We start from the raw sequence: 20,243 nt of genomic DNA, 5'->3' as shown, positions 1-20,243 counted from the left end.
TGAGTGAGTGCACCCCGCAACCACCCGGACGCGCCGACCTCGCGGGCCGTCGGCGTCCACGAGGAAAGGGCCGGCCTGATGCTGGAGCTGTCGATCCTGGGCTTCCTGTACGAGGAGCCGCTGCACGGCTATGAGCTGAAGGAGCGCATCAAGGCCCTCACCGGCCATGTCCGGCCGGTGAGCGACGGCGCCCTCTACCCGGCGATCACCCGCCTGGTCGCCGCGGGCCTGCTCGACCAGCACACCGAGCCCGGCAGCGGCGCGGCCCCGCGGCGCATCCTGTCGCTCACCGACAAGGGCCGCGAGGACCTCCTGGAGCGGCTGCGGCACCCCAAGCCGGCCGAGATCACCGACCACGTCCGCTTCAACACCCTGCTGGCCTTCCTGCGCCACCTGGGCGACCCCCGCGAGCAGGCCGCGGTGCTGCGCCGCCGCCAGGAGTTCCTGGAGGCCCCGACGAGCTTCTTCTACGAGGGCGGCCGGCCGGTGCGCGCGGAGGAGGCCGACGACCTGTTCCGGCAGGGCATGCTGCGGGTGGCGCGGGCGACCGGCGAGGCGGAGCGGGCCTGGCTCGCGGAGGCCGTTCACCGGCTGGAGGGGTGAACGGCTCCACGCGTCAGCCGAGCTGGTCCCCGAGGTACTGCCGCCACAGCTCGGCGAACCGCTCCGGCGTCGTGTGCAGCACGTCCCGCAGCGCCTCCTCGACCGCCCCCTCGCGCTTCCCGTGGTCGCCCACCGCGCGGTAGAAGTCGTTCAGCCGGACCTCGCCCCAGCGGTCCGCGATCAGCCTGCAGGCCATCCAGCCGCCCTCGTACGCCCGCGCCAGCGCGCCCGCGTCCGCGGTGAACCCGAAGTCCTTGTCGTCGGGCAGTGCGGCCGGGACGCGCCCCTCGGCCACCGCGCGCTGGAGTTCCGGCGCGACCTGCCCGGGCGCCCGCCCGCTGCCGCGGTAGCCGGCCCAGTCCGCGTACCCCTCGGAGAGCCACAGCGGGGTGGCGGCCGTGGTGTGGGCGCGGGTGGCCACGTGCGTGGTCTCGTGGGTGAGCACGACCTGCTTGCCGAGGCCGCCGAGGACTCCGTACGCGTCCGGGTTGACGATGATCCGGTCCGCGGGCGCCTTCGCCGAAGGTCCCGCCTCCCCGGTGGTGACCGCGGCGATCCCCCGGTACCCGGACGCCGGAGCCCCGAGCAGCCCCGCCATCCCCTCCAGCGACTTCGGCACGAGGACCACGACGTGCCGCGACCAGTCCGCGCCCCAGGCGTCCGACACGGCCGGCACGGCACGGTCCGCGAGAGAGGCGAAGGCCCGCAGTCGCTCGCCGGACTGCCCGACCCCCAGGACGAGGCTGTGCTCACCCCGTACGGCCGTCACGGCCCCCTCGTCCCACAACTGGTCGCCGCCCTTGCCCGACGGCTCGTCGGAGGTGACGCGCCAGGTCCCGCTGGCGCGGGTCAGTGCGAGGGTGCGGTCCACCTTGACCGGCGCGGTGTCGTAGCCCTCGATGCGGTAGCGCAGTTCGGCGCGGGCTGTGGCGCTGTCACCGGAGCGGCTGAGACCGGCCAGCCGGTAGGACCAGCCCGCCAGCGGTACGTCACGCAGGTTCGTGAGGCCGGTTCCGGCGCCGGCCGCCGCGCCGGTGGACCGGAACGCCGCGTCGTCCCGGTCCAGGACCGCGGCCGCCCGCCGGTCGAGGACGCGCTGCACGTCGGCCGCCGCGGTGTCCGGCGCCGTCCGGCCGCCGCAGCCGACGAGCCCGGCGAGCAGCAGCACCACGGAGAGCCCCGCTCGCGACGCGCACCTTCGACCAGCCATTCTCCCGATCGTACGGTGCCCGCGCCCGCCCTCCGGAACGCCCGCCCCGCCCGCCTCCCGCCCGGTCCGCGCCCCGTCAGACCCGGGTGACGGACGAGATCGGCATCATCCCGACCGGGTCGTAGCGCACCGGGGCGCCCGGATAGGGCGCGTGGATCACCTGGCCGTTGCCCACGTACATCCCGACATGGCCGGCGTCCGACCGGTAGGTGACCAGGTCACCGGGCCGCGCCTGGGAGAGCGGGATCTGCCGTCCGGCGAACCGCTGGGCCTGCGAGGTGCGCGGCAGACCGATCCCGGCGTGCGCGTAGGACCACTGCATGAGGCCCGAACAGTCGAAGCCGCCGGGCCCGTTGGCGCCCCACACGTAGGGGCGGCCGAGCGCCGAGCGGGCCGCGGCGACGGCGACGGCCGCGCGTGACGAGGAGGCGACCGAGCCGCCGAGGCCGGGCACGTCGGTACGCAGCGAGCGCGACGCCCGGTCGTAGGCGGCGCGGTCGGCGTACGGCAGCGAGTCGAGCAGTTGCCTGGCCTTGGCCAGTTTGCCCTCGATGACCCGCTTGTTCCGGGCGACCGCCGTGCGGCTTCGCTCCAGTTCGGCGAGTTTCCCGTCCGCCTCCTCCCGTTCCTGCGCGAGGCCGCGCAAGGCGAGCTGGAGTTCCCTGAGTTCGCCTGCCTGGCGGGTGCTCATCCGGTCGAGCGCGGAGGCCTTGTCGAGGTAGTCGTCCGGGTCGGCCGAGAAGAGCAGCGCGAGGGAGGGGTCAAGGCCGCCCGAGCGGTACTGCGCCCCGGCGAGCGAACCCAGCGCGTCCCGCATGGTGTTGACACGGTCCTGCTGCCGGGCGATCTCGTCCTGCGCCGTGCCGATCTGCTCCCGCAGCCGGTCGCCGCGCTCGTCGGCCTTGTTGTACGCCTCGGTGGCCTTCTCCGCCTGCGCGTAGAGGCGGTCCACCTCGGCCCTGGTATCGCCCCGCGGCGCCGCGGAGGCGGGCAGGGTGCCGAGCGCGGCGGCCGCCGCGGACATCACGCAGGCGGCGACACCGAAGGCGCCGGCGCCCCGGTCGAAGCCGGTCGGTGCAAGGCGGCGATGGAACCCCACGAGTGGCCGCACTCCCTTCCGCTGACGGTCCCCTCCACCGGGGGAACGCGGCAGACAGTAACCGTGCGACCACGCGGCGACCAAAGCCCTCCGCGGGCACGCACAGTGACGCCCCGCCGGAGACGCAGGTCACCGACGGGGCGTGGGGTCAGCGCGAGTTGTCGCAATTCGCCCGTTTGGGCGGCACGACAGAAGGGCGCTCCGGGCGGCGGGCTTCACATCCCCGTCCGCCCGTGCGGATCAGATCCGGACGCCGAACTGGAAGGGCATGTTGCCGATCGACTCGTAGCGGACGCTGGCGCCGGTGTGCGGCGCGTGCAGCACCTGGCCGTTGCCCGCGTAGAGGCCGACGTGGTGCTGGTCGCCGTAGAAGATGACCAGGTCGCCGACCTGGAGGGCACTCTGCGAGTAGATGCGGGTGCCCGCGTTGGCCTGGGCCTCCGAGGTGCGGGGTATGGTCACGCCGGCCTGGGCGTACGCCCAGGAGGTGAGGCCGGAGCAGTCGAACGAGCTGGGGCCGGAGGCGCCGTAGACGTACGGGGAGCCGATGACGCTCTTGGCGGCGGCGAACGCGGCGCCGGCACGGCCCGAGGCGGCCGGGGTGTCACCGAGGTCGACCCGCTCGCTGGCGCGGGTGGCCCGCTCCTGCTCCTGGGAGGCCAGTGCCGCCTTCTCCTGCGCCGTCAGCGAGTTCAGGAGCTTCTGCGCGGAGCCCAGCTTGCTCTGGACTTCCTTCTTCTTCTTGGCGAGCTCGGCCCGGGTGTCGGCGAGGTCCTTGAGCTTCGCGGAGGCCTCGGAGCGCTGCTGGGCGAGCGAACGCTGCTTCTCCTGGACCTTCTTGAGCGACTCGACCTGCTGGGCGCTCAGTTGGTCCATGGCCGAGGCCTTGTCCAGGAAGTCGTCCGGGTCGGAGGAGAGGAAGAGCGCCACGGAGGGGTCGATGCCACCGGTGCGGTACTGGGCGCTGGCCATCGAACCGAGGCCGTCACGCAGCTCGTTGAGCTCTTCCTGGCCACGGGCGACGTTGTCCTGGAGAGCGCTGATCTGCTTCTGCAGCTTCTGCTGCTTCTCCTTGGCGCCGTCGAGCTTCTCCGTGGCCTGCTCGGCCTCTTCGTAGAGCTTGTCGACCTTGGTCTTGACCTCGTCCTTGTTGGGCTTCTCGGACGGCGCCGCGTTGGCGGCATTCGCGCTGAGGACAACAGCGGCAGCGGCGGCGGTGGTGAGCACGGTCACACGGGTGCGGCTCGGCTGCTTGGGTCGACGGTGGGACGCCACGAAGGCGAGCTCCTTCTTCCTCCAGCCGCCTGCCGAAAACGCCGACGGGCGGTGCCCCTCCACCGTCACTCCTCATGAGTGATCACCCTAGTTGGAGGTTCAGGGCATGACCCTAGTGACCTACTTGTGATCAGTTCAAATCCAAACCTGAAAATTCTTTGTCACGGAGCGCATTCTTTGCCATCAACTCACCAGCAGTGATGTCCGCTTGACACTACGTCGCGTGAACATCCGGCCAATCGGGGCATCAGGCCCAGAGGTTACGCATGGTGCGTACGCGACTCATGCGACTTAGGCCACCGATCGCCGCGCACGTGAAACCCGGCCCCCGAAGAGCGAGATGAGACTCCGGGGCGGGCGCGGAAGAGCCGGCGGAACGTGACGAACAGGAGGAAACACATGGAAGGATCCATGCCGGATAAAAAGCGTGAAACGGGCGCGAGGGGATCGCGAAGGGAACCCGAGGAAATCGCGGGGAGAGGACGTGCGACGGGAACGTGCCCGCGGGAGTCGCTCAGCCGCGCGAGAAGCGCTTGAGGAGCACCACGGACGCCACCGGCCGGGCGCCCGCCTTGGCGATCCCGTCCGCGACCTCCCGGTCGGTCGAGACCACGATGACCGGCCGGCCGGGCGGCTCGGCCCGCACGAGCTGACGGATCAGCTCGTCGGCCGTGACACCGGGCTTGGAGAACAGCACGCGCACCCCGCGCGGAGGCGCGAGCAGCACCGGCGCGGCCAGTTCGGCCCCGTCGAAGACGCAGGTGACCTCGGCGCCGGTCTGCGCGGCCAGTTGCGAGAGCTGTCCGAGCAGCCGCAGCCGCTGCTTCTCCAGCGGCATCTGGGGATAGCCGGTCTTGGTGACGTTGTAGCCGTCGACGACCAGATGCGCCTGGGGCAGCGCGAGCAACTGGTCCAGGATCGCCGGGTCGTTCTCGGACAGCGCGCGGGCGGCGATGTCCTTCGGGGTCATCCGTCCCGGCTCGACCGCCTCGACCGTCTCCGCGGGCCGCACCGAGACGGGAGGCAACGCCAGTTCCCGGCGCAGCCCCTGGGCCGCCTCCAGCACGGTGTCGAGCAGCAGCCGCACCCGCATGTCCTCGACGCTGCGCCCCTCCCGGGCCGCCTTGCGGGTGGCCTCCAGGGCCGCCTCGGCCTCCGAGAGGCGCGCCTTGAGCCGCCGCGCCTCGCTCTCGGCCGCGGACACCTGCGCCTGGTTCTCCGCCTTCGCCCCGTCCGTCTCGGCCTGGAGCTTGCGCAGGGCCGCCTCACCGCGCTTGACGTCGCTGAGGGCCCCGCGCAGCTTGCGGTGAAGCGATTCCGCTTCCTTGCGGGCCGCTTCCAGTTCCGCGCGCAGCCGTTCGGTCTCGGCACGGGTCTGCCCGCGGGCCTCCGCGAGTTCCGCGCGCAGCCGGTCCAGTTCGGCGCGGCTCTCCTCACCGGCGCGCTCGGCGTCCGCCCGCAGGGCCTCCTCGCCCGCGGCGGTCACCAGCTTCACCCAGCCGGCGGGACGCACGACATAGGCCGCGGCCGCCACGTCCAGCGGATCCGCGGCCGGGGACGGCGCGCCCGAGTCGAGAGCGCCGACGAGCTCCGGCTGGACCTCTCTGAGCTTCTCGGCGATGCGCTGCCTGAACAGCGGGTCCGTCTCCAACGCCGAGGCCATCGCGTTGCCGGCGAACTTGGCGCGGCGATTCGGGGCGAACCGGGCGTACTGCCGCAATTGTACGGGCAGTTCGGACACCGTCAGCCCGCCGAAGCCGTCCGAGACGATCTGTACGACGCGTCGGCGCACGCCGTCGGGCAGCGGACGGTCGAGCACCTCGGCGGTGCCGTCGTCCGGCTCCCCACCCGTGGTCTCCACCATCCGTTCACCCCAATATCCGTGCGGGGCCCGCTCCCTCAGGAGCCGGCGCCCGGCCTGTCCACCAGTTCGACCTGATCCACCGCGTTGCACCAACGACACCGCACCGACTCGATGGTCTCACTGACCACCTCGCGCTCCTCGACCTTGGGCTCACCGGCCAGGTCCAGGTGCACATACTCGACGACCTTCGACGAGCGGGTCACGTCGAAACGCGTGAGGTTGCCGCAGAGGGCGCAGCGCCAGCGGGTCTTGGCATCGGGCAGGGGAACTGTCATAGGGCAGCCGCTTTCCTTCTCGTGTCCGTCCGGCGCCGGTTTCCCGGTGCTATGGCTCGTAACCCTACGGCCTGGCGGGTACTCGACGCCCGGCCGTCCGCGGCGGCGAGGCGGTCTGTATACATCGGCGCGGTTACGTCATGCTCTGCACCATGATCGGCAATTGGAGTGCGACGGTCGGCAGGGCGCTGCGGGGCCGGTCGGCGCCGGTGACGTACGGACTGATCGTCCTGTGCTGTCTGATCTTCGTGATCGGTCCCGCCTCGGGTCTGGATCCCGCGTACGGCACCGGGGACGAGCTGCTGGTCGCGCAGCGGGCCTATTTCCGCCGCTGGGGCGTGGTGCCGGCCGGTCTGTTCGGCGGGGCCCCCGGCGAGGCGCTCACCCCCGCGACCGCCCTGTTCATCCACGGAAGCTGGCTCCATCTCCTGGGCAACATGCTCTTCTTCTACGTCTTCGGGCTCATGACCGAGGAGCGCATGGGCCATCTGGAGTTCGCCCTCTTCTACCTGGGCTGCGGATATCTGGCCCTGCTCGGCTACGCCGCCGCCAACGCGACCTCGCCGCAGTCCCTGGTCGGGGCCTCCGGGGCGATCTCCGCGGTGCTCGGCGCGTTCCTGTACCTGTTCCCCAGGGCCCGGGTGACCAGTCTCTTCCCGTTCCTGTTCTTCCTGCCGCTGCGGTTCCCCGCCTGGGTGGTGCTGCCGTTCTGGTTCACGCTCCAGTGGCTGGCGGCCGGCCGCAGCTCCCCGGGCCCCGGAGTCGCCTATCTGGCCCACCTCGTGGGCTTCTCCCTGGGTTTCGTCTACGCGTGGGCGCGGTTCCGGCCCCGAAGGCCGCTCGCGCCCGTTCGGGGGGTGCTGCCGGGGCCCCCGGTGGAGCGGCCGGGCCAGGTGGACCGCGAGTAGGGTGAGATCCCCAGCAGCGGCCCCTAGGGAGAGAACCAGCCGTGATCACCGCGATCGTCCTCATCAAGACCAGCGTGGACCGCATCCCCGAGATCGCCGAGTCGATCGCGTCGCTGGAGAGCGTCAGCGAGGTCTTCTCCGTCACGGGTACCTACGACCTGATCGCCATGGTCCGGGTCCAGGCCCACGACGACCTGGCGGACGTCATCCCCGGCAGGATCAGCAAGATCCCGGGCGTCGAGGCGACGGACACCCACGTGGCGTTCCGTACGTACTCCCAGCACGACCTGGAGGCGGCGTTCGCGATCGGTCTCGACTCCTGACCGACGCGGCACCGCCTCCGGGCGAAGCCGCCGTGGGCGTCAGACCGCCGGGACGCAGCGGCCGTCCTCGGTGCGGTACTGCCAGCGCGCGCCGTCCCTGACGAGCTCGCGCACCGCGCGGACGAAGCGCTCGACGTGCTCGTCGGGGGTACCGGCGCCGAAGCTGACGCGGATGGCGTTGAGGGACTTCTCCCCGGGCGCCGCCTCGGGGGCTCCGCACTCCCCCTGGGTCTCCGGGGCACTGCCGAGCAGCGTGCGGACGAGCGGGTGTGCGCAGAAGAGGCCGTCGCGGACGCCGATGCCGTACTCGGCGGAGAGCGCGGCCGCGAAGTGCGAGCTGTTCCAGCCCTCGACGACGAAGGAGATGACGCCGACCCGCGGGGCGTCGTCGCCGAAGAGGGAGAGGACCCGGACCTCGGGGACCTCGGCGAGGCCCGCGCGGACGGTACGGATCAGGTGCCGCTCACGGGCGAGAAGGCTGTCGAAGCCCTCCTCGGTGAGCGCCTTGCAGGCCGAGGCGATCGCGTAGGCCCCGATGACGTTCGGCGAGCCGGCCTCGTGCCGGGCGGCGCTGTCGTGCCACTCCACGTCCACGCCGCCGTCCGCGCGCCGGGTGACCTTGCGGCTGGCCCCGCCGCCCGCGAGGTACGGGTCGGCCTCGCGCAGCCAGTCGGAGCGGCCCGCGAGGACACCGGAGCCGAACGGCGCGTACAGCTTGTGCCCGGAGAAGGCGACCCAGTCGACGTCGAGGTCCTGGACCGACACCGGGTGGTGCGGGGCGAGCTGCGCGGCGTCGAGGACGATGCGGGCGCCGTGGGCGTGCGCGGCGGCGGCCAGCTCCCGCACCGGCCACAGCTCCCCGGTGACGTTCGAGGCGCCGGTGACGCAGACCAGGGCCGGTCCGTAGCCCCCTTCAATGGACACAGTGCGGGCGGCGAGGGCGTGCTCCAGGGTGTCGACGGCCTCGCCCGGGGTCCGCGGGGCGTTCAGGTACGTCACCCGGGCGTCGCGCCAGGGCAGCAGGGAGGCGTGGTGCTCGGTCTCGAAGACGAAGACCTGGCAGTCGGCCGGGAGCGCGGCGGCGAGCAGGTTGAGCGAGTCGGTGGTGGAGCGGGTGAAGACCACCTGGTCACCGGCGCGGCAGTCGAGGAACTCCTCGACGGTCCTGCGGGCGTTCTCGAAGAGGTCGGTGGAGAGCTGCGAGAGGTAGCCGGCGCCCCGGTGGACGCTGCCGTAGTAGGGCGCGTACGCGGCCACGTCGTCCCACACCCGCTGGAGGGCGGGCGCGCTGGCGGCGTAGTCGAGGGCCGCGTAGGTCACCTCGCCGCCGGTGACGAGCGGGACGGTGACATCCCGGCCCAGAACGGCCAGGGGGGCACAAACGGTCTGGTCGGCGGCAACGGTGGAGACAGACATGGCGAGCTCCTGTGAGAGGCATGCGGGATCACCGCGCGAGCCGGCCGCCCGGAGGCAGGGCTGGGCTCGGCGCGGGAAAAGGTGAAAAGGGTGTGCGGAGGCGGGGCTCTACGCCCTACCGCATTCGCTTGCTCACAGAAGGCTCCCTCGAACGACCAGGACCCCTGGTTGCGTCCGCCCGGAGGGCGGGAGGGGTCCGCGCTTGCCGTAGGCCTCGCTGCCTACGACCTGGTCTTCACCCGGGGCACCCCGCCACGGACGGAGGGTTGCCGGACAGCCGGCCGGGGCCTGATGGCTGTCACTCATGACCTGGTACAGCATCTTGCCAGAGGATCTTCCACGCGCAAGGCGCAGTCCGGATTCTGGACTGCGCCTCGCTCCGTGTCACCGGTGGATCAGGCGTTGCTGGCGGCCACCCAGCGCTCCAGGGTGCGCTTCGCGGCGCCGGAGTCGATCGACTCGACCGCCTTCTCCATTCCGTCGCGGAGCTGGTCCGCGAGCGGTGCGCCGGTCGGCGACAGGGCCACCAGGGCCGCCGCCGAGTTCAGCAGGACCGCGTCCCGTACGGGCCCCCGCTCGCCGTCCAGGACGCGCCGGGCGACCTCCGCGTTGTACGAGGCGTCGGCGCCGCGCAAGGCCTCCACCGGGACGATGTCGAGCCCGACGTCGCGGGGGTCGAAGCGCTCCTCGGTGACCTTGCCGTCGCGGACCACCCAGACGTGGGAGCCCGCGGTGGTGGTCAGCTCGTCGAGGCCGTCGTCGCCGCGGAAGACGAGCGAGGAGTTGCCGCGCTCGGCGAACACGCCCGCCACGATCGGCGCCATCCGGGGATCGGCGACGCCGACCGCCTGGGCCTTCACGCGCGCCGGGTTGGTCAGCGGCCCGAGCACGTTGAAGGTGGTCCGGATGCCCAACTGGCCGCGGGCCGCCGCCACATGACGCAGCGCCGGGTGGAACTTGACCGCGAAGCAGAACGTGATCCCGGCCTCCTCGGCCACCTCGGCCACCCGCTTCACCGGCAGTTGGAGATTGACCCCGAGCTTCTCCAGGACGTCCGACGCGCCGGACGCGGAGGACGCGGCCCGGTTGCCGTGCTTGACGACCTTGGCGCCGGTACCGGCCACCACGATCGAGGACATCGTGGAGATGTTGACGGTCTTCGCGCCGTCGCCGCCCGTTCCGACGATGTCGACGGTGTGTCCGGGCACCTCGATGACATTGGCGTGCTCGTACATCGCCCGGACGAGTCCGGTGATCTCCTGGACGGTCTCGCCCTTGGCCCGCAGGGCCACCACGAACCCGGCGATCTGCGCGTCGGTCGCCTCGCCGCGCATGATGCGGTCCATCGCCCAGGCCGTGTCGTCCGCGCTCTGGTCGCGGCCTTCGAGCAGGCCGTTCAGTACCGCGGGCCAGGAACGGCCCGCCGCGGTGTCGCCTCCAGCGGGGTTCACAGCGCTCATGGTCGCTCCTGGGTTCGTGGGTCACTCTGTCGCGGGTGACACGGGTCGTGGGTGACGCGGAGTGGATCGCCCCGCACCACCGGGTGAGTCCACCCTATCCAGCCCGGAGGACGGCAAAGAGCCCCGTCCATGTCATGGACGGGGCTCCAGCCGTGGCGAACAGCCGGGGATCAGTGGTGGCCGTGGCCGCTCGTGATCTCCTTGTACTCCTCGACGGTGGGCTTGGGGATCTGGCCTTCCTCCCCGTAGAAGCCCTGGCTCATCTTGGCGCGCAGCTTCTGCGTGCCCGAGACCTTGCGCTCGACACCGTTCTCGTCGACCGTCGGGCCGATCTCGGCCGGCTTGTACTGCTCGTGCGCGGTGAGCGTGTGCAGCGCGTCCTGGCTGAGCGGCTCGTGGACCTCGATGAACTCACCGTGCGGCAGGCGCTTGATGATGCCCGACTCGCGGCCGTGCAGCACCTTGTCCCGGTCCCGGCGCTGGAGGCCGAGGCAGATCCGCTTGGTGGCGATGAAGGTGAGCACCGGCACGACGAAGAACGCGATGCGCACGAACCAGGTGATCGAGTTGATCGCCAGGTGGAAGTGCGTGGCCCAGATGTCGTTGCCGCCGCCGACGAGCAGGACGAAGTACCAGCTGATCCAGGCGGCACCGAACGCGGTCCGGGTCGGGACGTTGCGCGGGCGGTCCAGGATGTGGTGCTCGCGCTTGTCCCCGGTGACCCAGGACTCGATGAACGGGTAGACCGCGATCGCGACCAGGACCAGCGGGAAGATCACCAGCGGGATGAACACGCCCAGGACGAGCGTGTGACCCCAGAGGTTGATCTCCCAGCCCGGCATGACACGGATCAGGCCTTCGGAGAAGCCCATGTACCAGTCGGGCTGGGCGCCCGTGGACACCATGTCCGGACGGTACGGACCCATGGCCCAGATCGGGTTGATCGAGGCGATCGCCGCGATGACCGCGATGACGCCGAAGACCAGGAAGAAGAAGCCTCCGGCCTTGGCCATGTAGACCGGCAGCAGCGGCATGCCGACGACGTTGTTGTTCGTCTTGCCAGGGCCCGCGAACTGCGTGTGCTTGTGGTAGAAGACCAGGATCAGGTGGCCCACCACGAGGCCGAGCATGATGCCCGGCAGCAGCAGCACGTGCACCGAGTAGAAGCGGGCAACGAAGTCGCCGCCCGGGAACTCGCCGCCGAACAGGAAGAACGACAGGTACGTGCCCACGATCGGCACGGACAGGACCGCGCCCTCCATGAAGCGGACACCGGTGCCGGAGAGCAGGTCGTCCGGGAGCGAGTAACCGGTGAATCCGGTGAACATGCCGAGGACGAACAGCAGGAATCCGAAGACCCAGTTGACCTCACGCGGCTTGCGGAACGCACCCGTGAAGAACACGCGCATCATGTGCACGAACATGCCGGCGAGGAAGATCAGCGCGGCCCAGTGGTGGATCTGACGGATCAGCAGGCCACCGCGCACATCGAAGGAGATGTGCATGGTCGAGTTGAACGCCTCGGACATCAGCTGGCCCTGCAGCGGGATGTAGCTGCCGTGGTACTCCACCTCGTTCATCGACGGGTGGAAGAACAGGGTCAGGTACACACCCGTGAGGATGATGATGATGAAGCTGTAGAGGCAGACCTCACCCAACATGAACGACCAGTGGTCGGGGAAGATCTTGCGCATGTTGGACTTGGCCAGGGAATAGATCCCGAGACGGCCGTCGGCCCAGTCGGCCACCCGCTCACCGGCGGGTGCCTTCTCGCGCGAGGAGCGCGAGTCGGAGGTGGTGGTAGTGCTCATCCGCGCTCCCAGAATGCAGGACCGACGGGCTCCTGGAAGTCGCTGAGCGCCTCGAGGTAGCCCTCAGCGTTCACGCCGATCTGCAGCTGCGGCAGGGCGTGACCCGCCGGGCCGAAGATGACCCGGGCACCGTCGGAGAGGTCGAAGGTGGACTGGTGGCACGGGCACAGCGCGTGGTGCGTCTGCTGCTCGTACAGGGAGATCGGGCAGCCGACGTGGGTGCAGATCTTCGAGTACGCCACGATGCCCTGGTAGGACCACTCGAGTTCCTGCTTGTCCTTGATGTCCTCCGGCTGGAGCCGGATGATCATCAGGGCCGCCTTGGCGATCTCCTTCTGGAAGTCCTCGTCGTGCTCCTCCAGGCCCTCGGGCTTGGCGAAGGTGAGCGAACCGACGGCCAGGTCCGAAGGACGCAGCGGCTCGTTCGTGTTCATGTTGACGAGGAGCTTGCCCTTGGACCACAGCGTGTGGCGCAGCTTCGTGCCGGGCAGCGGACCGAGGTCGCGCAGCAGCATGACGCCGGAGAGCGGGAACAGGGCCAGCGCGCCGAACATCGTGTTGCGGATCAGCTTGCGACGGCCGAGCGCGGACTCCTTGGCGCCTTCCTTGAAGTCGGCCAGGACCTTGGCCTTGACCGCGGGCTCCGCCTCGATCGGGTGACGCTCGTCGGCGATCTCCACGTCGGACATCAGGGTGCGGGCCCAGTGGACCGCGCCCGCGCCGATCGCGAACAGCGCCACGCCGAGGCACATGCCCAGCGCGAAGTTCAGCGCGCTGATGTGCCCGAGCGGGAACACGTAGACCGACTTGTCGTTCGGGATCGCCACGTAGGAGGCGATGAAGCCGACGGTGGCCACCATCGACAGCACGAACAGCATGGCGACCAGACGCTCGGACCGCCTTGCGGCCCGCTCGTCGATGTCCTGGATGCGGTGCTCGTGGGGCGGCAGCCCCGGGTCCGCGAACGGGTTCTGCTCGTCCGCGACGGCTACCGGACCGTGACCGTGACCGGCGTGGTCGTCGGAGGCCCGCTCGGCGGGCACGTTCTCTTCTGGAATGTCTTGGCTACTCATGACTTCTTGGCCTTTGCGGTCCGAGCGGCGACCCAGACGGCGACGGCGACCAGGGTTCCGAGACCGAAGACCCAGCCGAACAGGCCCTCGCTGACCGGCCCGAGGCCGCCCAGCTCAAGACCGCCCGGGCTCTCGGTGTCGTCACCGTTGACCGCGTCGAGGTACGCGATGATGTCCTGCTTGTTCTTCTCCGTCAGCGTGGTGTCGGGGAAGGACGGCATGTTCTGCGGGCCCGTCTGCATGGCCTCGTAGATGTGCTTCGGGTCGACACCCTCCAGGCTCGGCGCGAACTTGCCGTGCGTCAGCGCGCCGCCCTTGCCGGTGAAGTTGTGGCACTGGGCGCAGTTGGTACGGAAGAGTTCACCGCCCTTGGCGATGTCCGCGCCCTCGGGGCTGACCTGGTTCTTGGTCGGGATCACGGGGCCGGCGCCGAGCGAGGCGATGTAGGCCGCCATCTGGTCGATCTCGGCCTGCGTGTAGATCACCTTCTTGCGCGGGATCTGAGCGCCCGGCTGCTGGGCCGGCATACGGCCGGTGCCGACCTGGAAGTCGACCGCCGCGGCGCCCACACCCACCAGGCTGGGACCGTCGGAGCTGCCCTGACCGCCGGTTCCGTGGCAGCTTGCGCAGCCCACGGAGTACAGCTTCTGGCCCTCGGTGATCCCGAGGGACTGGGCGGTTTCGTCGGCCTGCGCCTTGCCCGCGGGTGCGAACGCGGCGTACAGCCCCCCGGTGGCCGCCAGCGCGAGGAGTAGGACGACGACCGCCGCCAGCGGATGGCGTCGTCGTGCGGAGAGCTTTTTCACGGATTACCCCGGTGTCAGGATCTTCTGCGTCGGTGCTTCTGGATGTTTCGGGCGGTGGGCCCGATTACTTGATCAGGTAGATCGTGGCGAAAAGGCCGATCCAGACGACATCGACGAAGTGCCAGTAGTAGGACACGACGATGGCGGCGGTCGCCTGCTCGTGAGTGAACCTCCGAGCCGCGTAGGTGCGACCGAGGACCAGCAGGAAGGCGATGAGTCCGCCCGTCACATGCAGTCCGTGGAAGCCGGTGGTCAGGTAGAACACCGAGCCGTACGGGTCGGAGGAGAGCGAGAGCCCGTCCTTCTTGACCAGTTCGGTGTACTCGAAGACCTGACCGCCGATGAAGATCGCACCCATGATGAAGGTGACGATGAACCACATCCGGAGCTTCTTCACGTCCCCGCGCTCGGCGGCGAAGACGCCGAGCTGGCAGGTCAGGGAGGAGAGCACCAGGATCGTGGTGTTCGTCGCCGAGAACGGAAGGTTCAGGCTGGACGCCATTTCCTTCCAGTGATCCGGCCCGGTCACCGATCGCAGGGTGAAGTACATCGCGAAGAGGGCCGCGAAGAACATCAGCTCGGAACTCAGCCAGATGATGGTTCCGACGCTGGTGAGGTTCGGTCGATTGACCGACGGGTGCGCGTGCCCGGTTTCTACTGTCGTTGCTGTCGCCACGACCGACATTATGTCGGTCGCTTATCCCGCCCTCACGCCGGGGGGTGCCGTTCGGGGTGTTGACCGGGTGTGTCCAGCCCGGATGGACCATCGAAGCCGTGTCCGAACCGGTGCTGACGAGGTGTTCAAGGGAGTAGCATCCGCGCATCGGGCCGGGGACGATCAGCCCGATCGCACGATGTCCGTACGACGCTGACGTCTCGGAGGAAGAATGCAGCCGACCGCCACGGTGCTGGTCTACAGCGACGACTCCAACACCCGCGCGCAGGTGCGGCTCGCCACCGGGCGCAGGCCCGCCCCGGACGTTGCCCTCGTCGAGTTCATCGAGTGCGCGACGCCGGCCGCCGTCATCAAGGAGCTCGACAAGGGCGGCATCGACGTCTGCGTGCTGGACGGTGAGGCGGTGCCGATGGGCGGCATGGGGGTGTGCCGGCAGATCAAGGACGAGATCTTCAACTGCCCGCCCGCGCTGGTGCTCATCGGACGCCCGCAGGACGCCTGGCTGGCCACCTGGAGCCGCGCCGACGCCGCGGTGACCCTGCCGGTCGACCCGGTGGAGTTCGCCGCCTCACTGGCCTCCCTGCTGCGTCGCAAGAACCTTCTGAGCGCCTGAGGAACCCGCGCCCGGGCCTGTCTGACAATTCGCGTCGTCGCCCGAAGGGCGGCCCGGCGGCGTCATGGGGGTCCCCCCTGCTCGAGCGAAGCCGAGAGCTCGGGGGAGCGTGCTCTGGGGGTCCCCCCGGCCGAAGGCTGGGGGAGTGCCGGCCCCAGACCTGCGTACTGGACGTACCCGGGTCTGGGGCCGGTGCGGCGAGTGGGGGTCCCCCCTGCTCGAAGAGCTTGGGGGAGCGTGCATGGCGTCGCCGGGCAGACGGGAATTGTCAGACAGGCCCCAGGGGCGCGGCCTCACACGCTCTCGGGGCGCAGTCTGGCGCGCTGGGCCGGGTTCGGGGCGTCCGGGGACCCGGCCATCAGCGCGCTGCCGTCGCGCCAGTTCTTCCAGTCGAGGTTCCAGTCGCCGAAGCCGTTGCCGAACGCGTCCATGGTCTTGCCGTCGGAGTTGACGACCTTGACTATGTCGCCCTCGTTGAACGTGTTGAAGAACCATTCGGCGTTCTCGGTGCTCATGCCGGTGCAGCCGTGGCTGACGTTGGCGTACCCCTGGGAGCCGGTCGACCAGGGCGCGGCGTGGACGTACTCACCGCTCCAGGTGACCCGGGTCGCATAGCGCACCTCCAGGTCGTAGGAGTCCGAACTGCCCTCGGCGATGCCGATGCTGGTACCGCGCATCCGTACGAGGGACTCCTTCCCGAGCACGACCTTGACGCCGTTGCGCGTGTCGAAGCCGGGCTTGCCCGTGGTGACGGGGATCTTCTTGATGTCCTGACCGTTGCGGTAGACCGTCATGGAGTGGGTGGCGGCGTCGGTCAGGGCGATCAGGCGGTCGCCCGTGGTGATCTTCACAGTCTTGGCGTTGCCGCCCCACAGGCGTTCGCCGATCCTGACGCCGGCGAGGTTGCTGTGGGCCGTCAGGGTGGCGTGGGCGGGCCAGTACTCCTTGGGGCGGTAGTGCAGCGTCTTGTCGTCCACCCAGTGCCAGGCGCCGTCCACCGCGGGGGTGGAGTCGACCCTGAGGGCGCGTTCGACGATCGTGCGGGCCGCCTTGTCCTTGACGGGGGCGCTGAGTTCGGCGGTTATCGGCTGACCGACGCCGTACTTGCCCGCCTTGGGGCCGAATGCGACGTTCAGCAGCTTCTTCGTCTTCGGCGTGCTGGTGTCGAAGCCGATGACCTTGCGGCCGGGGGCGCCGTCCTCGTCCTCGGTGCTCACGCGCACCGTGTAGTGGGCGCCTGCGGCGAGTGGCGAGGTGCTGCGCCAGCGGCTGCCGTCGGCGGCCAGTTCGCCCGCGACATGGCGTCCTGACGCGTCCGTGGCGGTCACGTCGGTGATGCGCCCCTCGTCACTCTCGGAGGTGATTTCCAGGGGCTTGTCGGGGTCGACCTTGGTCTGCTTCTTGCTGTCCTCGGAGAGGCCCTTGAACGAGATCTGTCCCGCCGCGTCGTACGGCTTCGCCGAGAGCGGGTGGTCGTCGGAGCCGCAGGCGGCGGCGCCGGCGCCGAGGGCGACCACCAGCGCGGTGCAGCTGACGACCGTGCGGATTCGCGGTGAGTGATTCATGAGTCCACGCTATGAACGTCCGTCAAGCACGGCGCGCCGGGTGAGCCGAGCGAGGGACGGAAGTCACGGCAAACGAGGGAGCCCGGACACTCCTGACGGAGTGTCCGGGCTCCCGGGCGTATCGCGGGTGCTACTGGGTGCGGTTCTCACCGTGGTAGTACTCGAAGACCCAGCCCCACAGGCCGAGCATGATCAGCGGCGCCGAGAAGTACAGCAGCCACCAGCCGAAGACGACGCCCAGGAAGGCGAGCGCGCCACCGACGCCGAGCGAGAGCGGCTGCCAGCTGTGCGGGCTGAAGAAGCCCACTTCGCCGGCCTCGTCCGCGACGTCGGCCTCCTTGTCGTCCTGTGCCATGGCGTCGACCCGCCGGGCCGTGAAGGCCAGGTAGTAGCCGATCATCATGCTCAGGCCGAAGCCCATGAAGAGGGCCGTGGTGCCGGCCGGCTCCTTGGACCACACGCCGTAGACGATCCCCATGACGAGGATGAACATGGCCAGCCAGAGGAACATCTTGCCTTGGACCTTCACTTGCCGGCCTCCTTTCCGCCAGGAAGGGCCGACGAACCGTGACCGGCGTTCTCGAGCTGGTCGAGAGCGGCGATCTCCGGGTGGTGCAGGTCGAAGGCCGGGGATTCGCTGCGGATCCGCGGCAGGGTGAGGAAGTTGTGCCGCGGCGGCGGGCAGGAGGTCGCCCACTCGAGCGAACGGCCGTAGCCCCACGGGTCGTCGACCTCGACCTTCTTGCCGTACTTGGCCGTCTTCCACACGTTGTAGAGGAAGGGCAGGATCGACAGGCCGAGCAGGAACGAGCTGATCGTCGAGATCGTGTTCAGCGCGGTGAAGCCGTCCTGCGCGAGGTAGTCCGCGTAACGACGCGGCATGCCCTCGGCACCCAGCCAGTGCTGCACCAGGAACGTGCCGTGGAAGCCCACGAACAGCGTCCAGAAGGTGACCTTGCCGAGACGCTCGTCGAGCATCTTGCCGGTCATCTTCGGCCACCAGAAGTGGAAGCCGGAGAACATCGCGAACACCACGGTGCCGAACACCACGTAGTGGAAGTGCGCCACCACGAAGTAGGAGTCGGACACGTGGAAGTCCATCGGCGGCGAGGCCAGGATGACGCCGGTCAGACCACCGAAGGTGAAGGTGATGAGGAAGCCGACGGCCCAGAGCATCGGTGTCTCGAAGGACAGCGAGCCCTTCCACATCGTTCCGATCCAGTTGAAGAACTTCACGCCGGTCGGTACGGCGATGAGGAACGTCATGAAGGAGAAGAACGGGAGCAGAACGCCACCGGTGACGTACATGTGGTGCGCCCACACGGTCACGGAGAGACCGGCGATCGCGATGGTCGCGCCGATCAGGCCCATGTAACCGAACATCGGCTTGCGCGAGAACACCGGGATGACTTCGGAGATGATGCCGAAGAACGGCAGGGCGATGATGTACACCTCTGGATGGCCGAAGAACCAGAAGAGGTGTTGCCAGAGCAAGGCTCCGCCGTTTGAGGCGTCGAAGACATGCGCCCCGAATTTTCGGTCCGCCTCCAGGGCGAACAGCGCCGCCGCGAGGACGGGGAAGGCCAGCAGCACCAGAACCGCGGTGAGCAGCACGTTCCACACGAAGATCGGCATACGGAACATCGTCATGCCCGGAGCGCGCATGCAGATGATCGTGGTGATGAAGTTGACCGCGCCGAGGATGGTGCCGAAGCCGGAGAAGGCCAGACCCATGATCCACATGTCCGCGCCGATGCCCGGCGAGCGGACCGCGTCCGACAGCGGGCTGTAGGCGAACCAGCCGAAGTCGGCCGCGCCCTGCGGGGTGAGGAAGCCGCCGACCGCGATCGTCGAGCCGAAGAGGTACAGCCAGTAGGCGAACATGTTCAGCCGCGGGAACGCCACGTCGGGCGCGCCGATCTGCAGCGGCATGATCCAGTTCGTGAAACCGGCGAACAGCGGCGTCGCGAACATCAGCAGCATGATCGTGCCGTGCATCGTGAACGCCTGGTTGAACTGCTCGTTCGACATGATCTGCAGCCCGGGACGCGCCAGCTCGGCACGCATGAGCAGCGCCATGACGCCGCCGACCAGGAAGAACGCGAACGACGTGACCAGATAGAGCGTGCCGATCGTCTTGTGGTCAGTGGTGGTGAGCCACTTGATCACAACACTGCCTGGCTGCTTGCGCCGCACCGGCAGCTCGTTCTCGTACGAGTCTTCGGCGGCACCCTGGGGTTCGTTGAGGATGCTCACAGGTTGTTCGTCTCCCGGTTCTTCTCGTGGCCCGTCTGCTCAATGCCGGCCGGGACGTAACCGGTCTGTCCCTTGGTCACGAGCTCCTTGAGGTGGGCCTCGTAGCGCTCGGGGGAGACGACCTTCACGTTGAAGAGCATCCGGGAGTGGTCGACGCCGCACAGCTCGGCGCACTTGCCCAGGAAGGTGCCCTCACGGTTGGGGGTCACCTGGAAGGCGTTGGTGTGCCCCGGGATGACGTCCTGCTTCATGAGGAACGGCACCACCCAGAAGGAGTGGATGACGTCACGCGAAGTGAGGACGAAACGGACCGTCTTGCCCTTGGGGAGCCAGAGGGTCGGACCGGGGTTGCCCGTCTGCGGGTTCCGCGTGGCGGGGGTGCCGACGTCGTAGACACCGCCGGCGTTCGCCGGGAAGTCCTTCTTGAACCGGTCCGGAATGGCGGCCAGGTTCGGGTCGGTCTTGGCGTTCCCGGTGGAACCGGGAACGTCCTCGATGTAGTTGAAGCCCCAGCTCCACTGGAAGCCGACCACGTTGACCGTGACGTCGGGCTTCGGGCTGAGACTGAGGAGCTTCGTCTCGTCGCGTGCCGTGAAGTAGAAGAGCACCGAGACGATGATGAGCGGAACCACCGTGTACAGCGCCTCGATGGGCATGTTGTACCGGGTCTGCGGAGGAACTTCGACCTTGGTCCGGCTGCGCCGGTGGAAGATGACGCTCCACAGGATCAGGCCCCAGACCAGCACGCCCGTGGCGAGCGCGGCCGCCCACGAGCCCTGCCAGAGGGAGAGGATCCGCGGAGCCTGCTCCGTGACCGGGGTGGGCATACCAAGGCGGGGGAAGTCTTCCCAGTTGTACGAGCAACCAGTGGCTGTCGCCAGGACCAGGCCCGCAGTCATTGCCTGCAGCAGCTTCCGCCGCATCGGGCGCCGCGGCGAGCGGTCGGAGCCGTTGGGACTCACGTAGCGCCTTCCCGAGAGTCTCGCCCGCGCTGTTGGCTGCGGCCTTCT

The 20,243-nt window shown here is 69.4% G+C and carries 19 protein-coding genes and 1 riboswitch; of the genes, 4 read left to right on the top strand and 15 right to left on the bottom strand.

Annotation, left to right across the window (positions count from 1 at the left end; translation table 11 throughout):
* The first annotated feature begins 78 nt into the window (after positions 1-78).
* Positions 79-603: a PadR family transcriptional regulator gene (locus OG780_RS29870; protein WP_328458474.1), complete on the top strand. Its 525-nt coding sequence runs from the start codon at positions 79-81 to the stop codon at positions 601-603.
* Between the two features lie 13 nt (positions 604-616).
* Here the strand turns inward: OG780_RS29870 and OG780_RS29865 are convergent, their stop codons facing one another.
* From OG780_RS29865 to OG780_RS29845, 5 genes are all read right to left on the bottom strand, one after another.
* Positions 617-1,813 carry a hypothetical protein gene (locus OG780_RS29865; protein WP_328453331.1) on the bottom strand — a complete coding sequence of 399 codons (1,197 nt, stop codon included), beginning with the start codon at positions 1,811-1,813 and terminating at the stop codon, positions 617-619.
* Between the two features lie 76 nt (positions 1,814-1,889).
* A complete protein-coding gene (locus tag OG780_RS29860; RefSeq protein ID WP_328453329.1) occupies positions 1,890-2,912 on the bottom strand; it encodes a C40 family peptidase in 1,023 nt (340 codons plus the stop codon).
* A 240-nt stretch (positions 2,913-3,152) separates the two neighbouring features.
* Positions 3,153-4,187 carry a C40 family peptidase gene (locus OG780_RS29855; protein ID WP_326788252.1) on the bottom strand — a complete coding sequence of 345 codons (1,035 nt, stop codon included), beginning with the start codon at positions 4,185-4,187 and terminating at the stop codon, positions 3,153-3,155.
* Positions 4,188-4,701: 514 nt separating this feature from the next.
* Entirely contained in the window at positions 4,702-6,051 is a 1,350-nt protein-coding gene (locus OG780_RS29850; protein WP_328453327.1) for an NYN domain-containing protein, read from the bottom strand.
* A 35-nt stretch (positions 6,052-6,086) separates the two neighbouring features.
* The gene (locus OG780_RS29845; protein WP_261706939.1) at positions 6,087-6,326 is read right to left on the bottom strand and encodes a hypothetical protein; all 240 of its coding nucleotides are present in this window, start codon (positions 6,324-6,326) and stop codon (positions 6,087-6,089) included.
* Positions 6,327-6,478: 152 nt separating this feature from the next.
* On the opposite strand from OG780_RS29845, the gene OG780_RS29840 reads away from it, so the two are divergent.
* Both OG780_RS29840 and OG780_RS29835 read left to right on the top strand, forming a co-directional pair.
* Positions 6,479-7,234 carry a rhomboid family intramembrane serine protease gene (locus OG780_RS29840; RefSeq protein ID WP_328453324.1) on the top strand — a complete coding sequence of 252 codons (756 nt, stop codon included), beginning with the start codon at positions 6,479-6,481 and terminating at the stop codon, positions 7,232-7,234.
* A gap of 41 nt (positions 7,235-7,275) precedes the next feature.
* Positions 7,276-7,557, top strand: coding sequence for an Lrp/AsnC family transcriptional regulator (locus OG780_RS29835; RefSeq protein ID WP_103552083.1), 282 nt, complete (start codon positions 7,276-7,278; stop codon positions 7,555-7,557).
* A 39-nt stretch (positions 7,558-7,596) separates the two neighbouring features.
* Here OG780_RS29835 and OG780_RS29830 read toward each other — a convergent pair whose 3' ends face one another.
* The 6 genes from OG780_RS29830 to ctaE all read right to left on the bottom strand — a co-directional run bounded on the left by OG780_RS29830 (position 7,597) and on the right by ctaE (position 14,808).
* Positions 7,597-8,973 carry an aminotransferase class V-fold PLP-dependent enzyme gene (locus OG780_RS29830; RefSeq protein WP_328453320.1) on the bottom strand — a complete coding sequence of 459 codons (1,377 nt, stop codon included), beginning with the start codon at positions 8,971-8,973 and terminating at the stop codon, positions 7,597-7,599.
* Positions 8,974-9,166: 193 nt separating this feature from the next.
* A riboswitch (SAM riboswitch) is annotated at positions 9,167-9,283 on the bottom strand.
* 85 nt (positions 9,284-9,368) lie between these two features.
* Positions 9,369-10,433, bottom strand: coding sequence for an anthranilate phosphoribosyltransferase (gene trpD / locus OG780_RS29825; protein ID WP_328453318.1), 1,065 nt, complete (start codon positions 10,431-10,433; stop codon positions 9,369-9,371).
* 170 nt (positions 10,434-10,603) lie between these two features.
* Positions 10,604-12,244 carry a cytochrome bc1 complex cytochrome b subunit gene (gene qcrB, locus OG780_RS29820; protein WP_328453316.1) on the bottom strand — a complete coding sequence of 547 codons (1,641 nt, stop codon included), beginning with the start codon at positions 12,242-12,244 and terminating at the stop codon, positions 10,604-10,606.
* The gene (gene qcrA / locus OG780_RS29815; RefSeq protein ID WP_328453314.1) at positions 12,241-13,317 is read right to left on the bottom strand and encodes a cytochrome bc1 complex Rieske iron-sulfur subunit; all 1,077 of its coding nucleotides are present in this window, start codon (positions 13,315-13,317) and stop codon (positions 12,241-12,243) included. The genes qcrB and qcrA overlap by 4 nt, the downstream gene beginning before the upstream one ends.
* Positions 13,314-14,123 (bottom strand): cytochrome bc1 complex diheme cytochrome c subunit, encoded by an 810-nt coding sequence (gene qcrC, locus OG780_RS29810; protein ID WP_328453312.1) that lies wholly within the window; start codon positions 14,121-14,123, stop codon positions 13,314-13,316. The genes qcrA and qcrC overlap by 4 nt, the downstream gene beginning before the upstream one ends.
* 64 nt (positions 14,124-14,187) lie before the next feature.
* The gene (gene ctaE, locus OG780_RS29805) at positions 14,188-14,808 is read right to left on the bottom strand and encodes an aa3-type cytochrome oxidase subunit III (RefSeq protein WP_328453310.1); all 621 of its coding nucleotides are present in this window, start codon (positions 14,806-14,808) and stop codon (positions 14,188-14,190) included.
* A gap of 202 nt (positions 14,809-15,010) precedes the next feature.
* On the opposite strand from ctaE, the gene OG780_RS29800 reads away from it, so the two are divergent.
* Entirely contained in the window at positions 15,011-15,412 is a 402-nt protein-coding gene (locus OG780_RS29800; protein WP_328453308.1) for a hypothetical protein, read from the top strand.
* Between the two features lie 293 nt (positions 15,413-15,705).
* Here the strand turns inward: OG780_RS29800 and OG780_RS29795 are convergent, their stop codons facing one another.
* From OG780_RS29795 to ctaC, 4 genes are all read right to left on the bottom strand, one after another.
* Entirely contained in the window at positions 15,706-16,977 is a 1,272-nt protein-coding gene (locus OG780_RS29795) for a L,D-transpeptidase (RefSeq protein ID WP_328453306.1), read from the bottom strand.
* 130 nt (positions 16,978-17,107) lie between these two features.
* Positions 17,108-17,506, bottom strand: a complete 399-nt coding sequence (locus OG780_RS29790; RefSeq protein ID WP_328453304.1) for a cytochrome c oxidase subunit 4 — start codon at positions 17,504-17,506, stop codon at positions 17,108-17,110.
* Positions 17,503-19,233, bottom strand: a complete 1,731-nt coding sequence (ctaD, locus tag OG780_RS29785) for an aa3-type cytochrome oxidase subunit I (protein ID WP_326788242.1) — start codon at positions 19,231-19,233, stop codon at positions 17,503-17,505. Before ctaD ends, OG780_RS29790 begins: the two co-directional genes overlap by 4 nt.
* Entirely contained in the window at positions 19,230-20,195 is a 966-nt protein-coding gene (gene ctaC / locus OG780_RS29780; RefSeq protein ID WP_328453302.1) for an aa3-type cytochrome oxidase subunit II, read from the bottom strand. The genes ctaD and ctaC overlap by 4 nt, the downstream gene beginning before the upstream one ends.
* Between the last annotated feature and the right edge of the window lie 48 nt (positions 20,196-20,243).

It is taken from the genome of Streptomyces sp. NBC_00386 (genome assembly GCF_036063235.1).
GTDB lineage: Bacteria > Actinomycetota > Actinomycetes > Streptomycetales > Streptomycetaceae > Streptomyces.
Note: the sequence above shows the minus strand (reverse complement) of the source record. Positions and strands in the feature narration are given on the sequence as shown.

Excerpts from the sequence above, each read along its gene's own strand:
- ctaE (WP_328453310.1), bottom strand. The coding sequence starts at position 14,808 with ATGTCGGTCGTGGCGACAGCAACGACAGTAGAAACCGGGCACGCGCAC.
- OG780_RS29795 (WP_328453306.1), bottom strand. The coding sequence starts at position 16,977 with ATGAATCACTCACCGCGAATCCGCACGGTCGTCAGCTGCACCGCGCTG.
- OG780_RS29840 (WP_328453324.1), top strand. The coding sequence starts at position 6,479 with ATGATCGGCAATTGGAGTGCGACGGTCGGCAGGGCGCTGCGGGGCCGG.
- OG780_RS29800 (WP_328453308.1), top strand. The coding sequence starts at position 15,011 with ATGCAGCCGACCGCCACGGTGCTGGTCTACAGCGACGACTCCAACACC.
- OG780_RS29870 (WP_328458474.1), top strand. The coding sequence starts at position 79 with ATGCTGGAGCTGTCGATCCTGGGCTTCCTGTACGAGGAGCCGCTGCAC.
- OG780_RS29865 (WP_328453331.1), bottom strand. The coding sequence starts at position 1,813 with ATGGCTGGTCGAAGGTGCGCGTCGCGAGCGGGGCTCTCCGTGGTGCTG.
- OG780_RS29830 (WP_328453320.1), bottom strand. The coding sequence starts at position 8,973 with ATGTCTGTCTCCACCGTTGCCGCCGACCAGACCGTTTGTGCCCCCCTG.
- OG780_RS29845 (WP_261706939.1), bottom strand. The coding sequence starts at position 6,326 with ATGACAGTTCCCCTGCCCGATGCCAAGACCCGCTGGCGCTGCGCCCTC.
- qcrB (WP_328453316.1), bottom strand. The coding sequence starts at position 12,244 with ATGAGCACTACCACCACCTCCGACTCGCGCTCCTCGCGCGAGAAGGCA.
- qcrA (WP_328453314.1), bottom strand. The coding sequence starts at position 13,317 with ATGAGTAGCCAAGACATTCCAGAAGAGAACGTGCCCGCCGAGCGGGCC.
- trpD (WP_328453318.1), bottom strand. The coding sequence starts at position 10,433 with ATGAGCGCTGTGAACCCCGCTGGAGGCGACACCGCGGCGGGCCGTTCC.
- OG780_RS29850 (WP_328453327.1), bottom strand. The coding sequence starts at position 6,051 with ATGGTGGAGACCACGGGTGGGGAGCCGGACGACGGCACCGCCGAGGTG.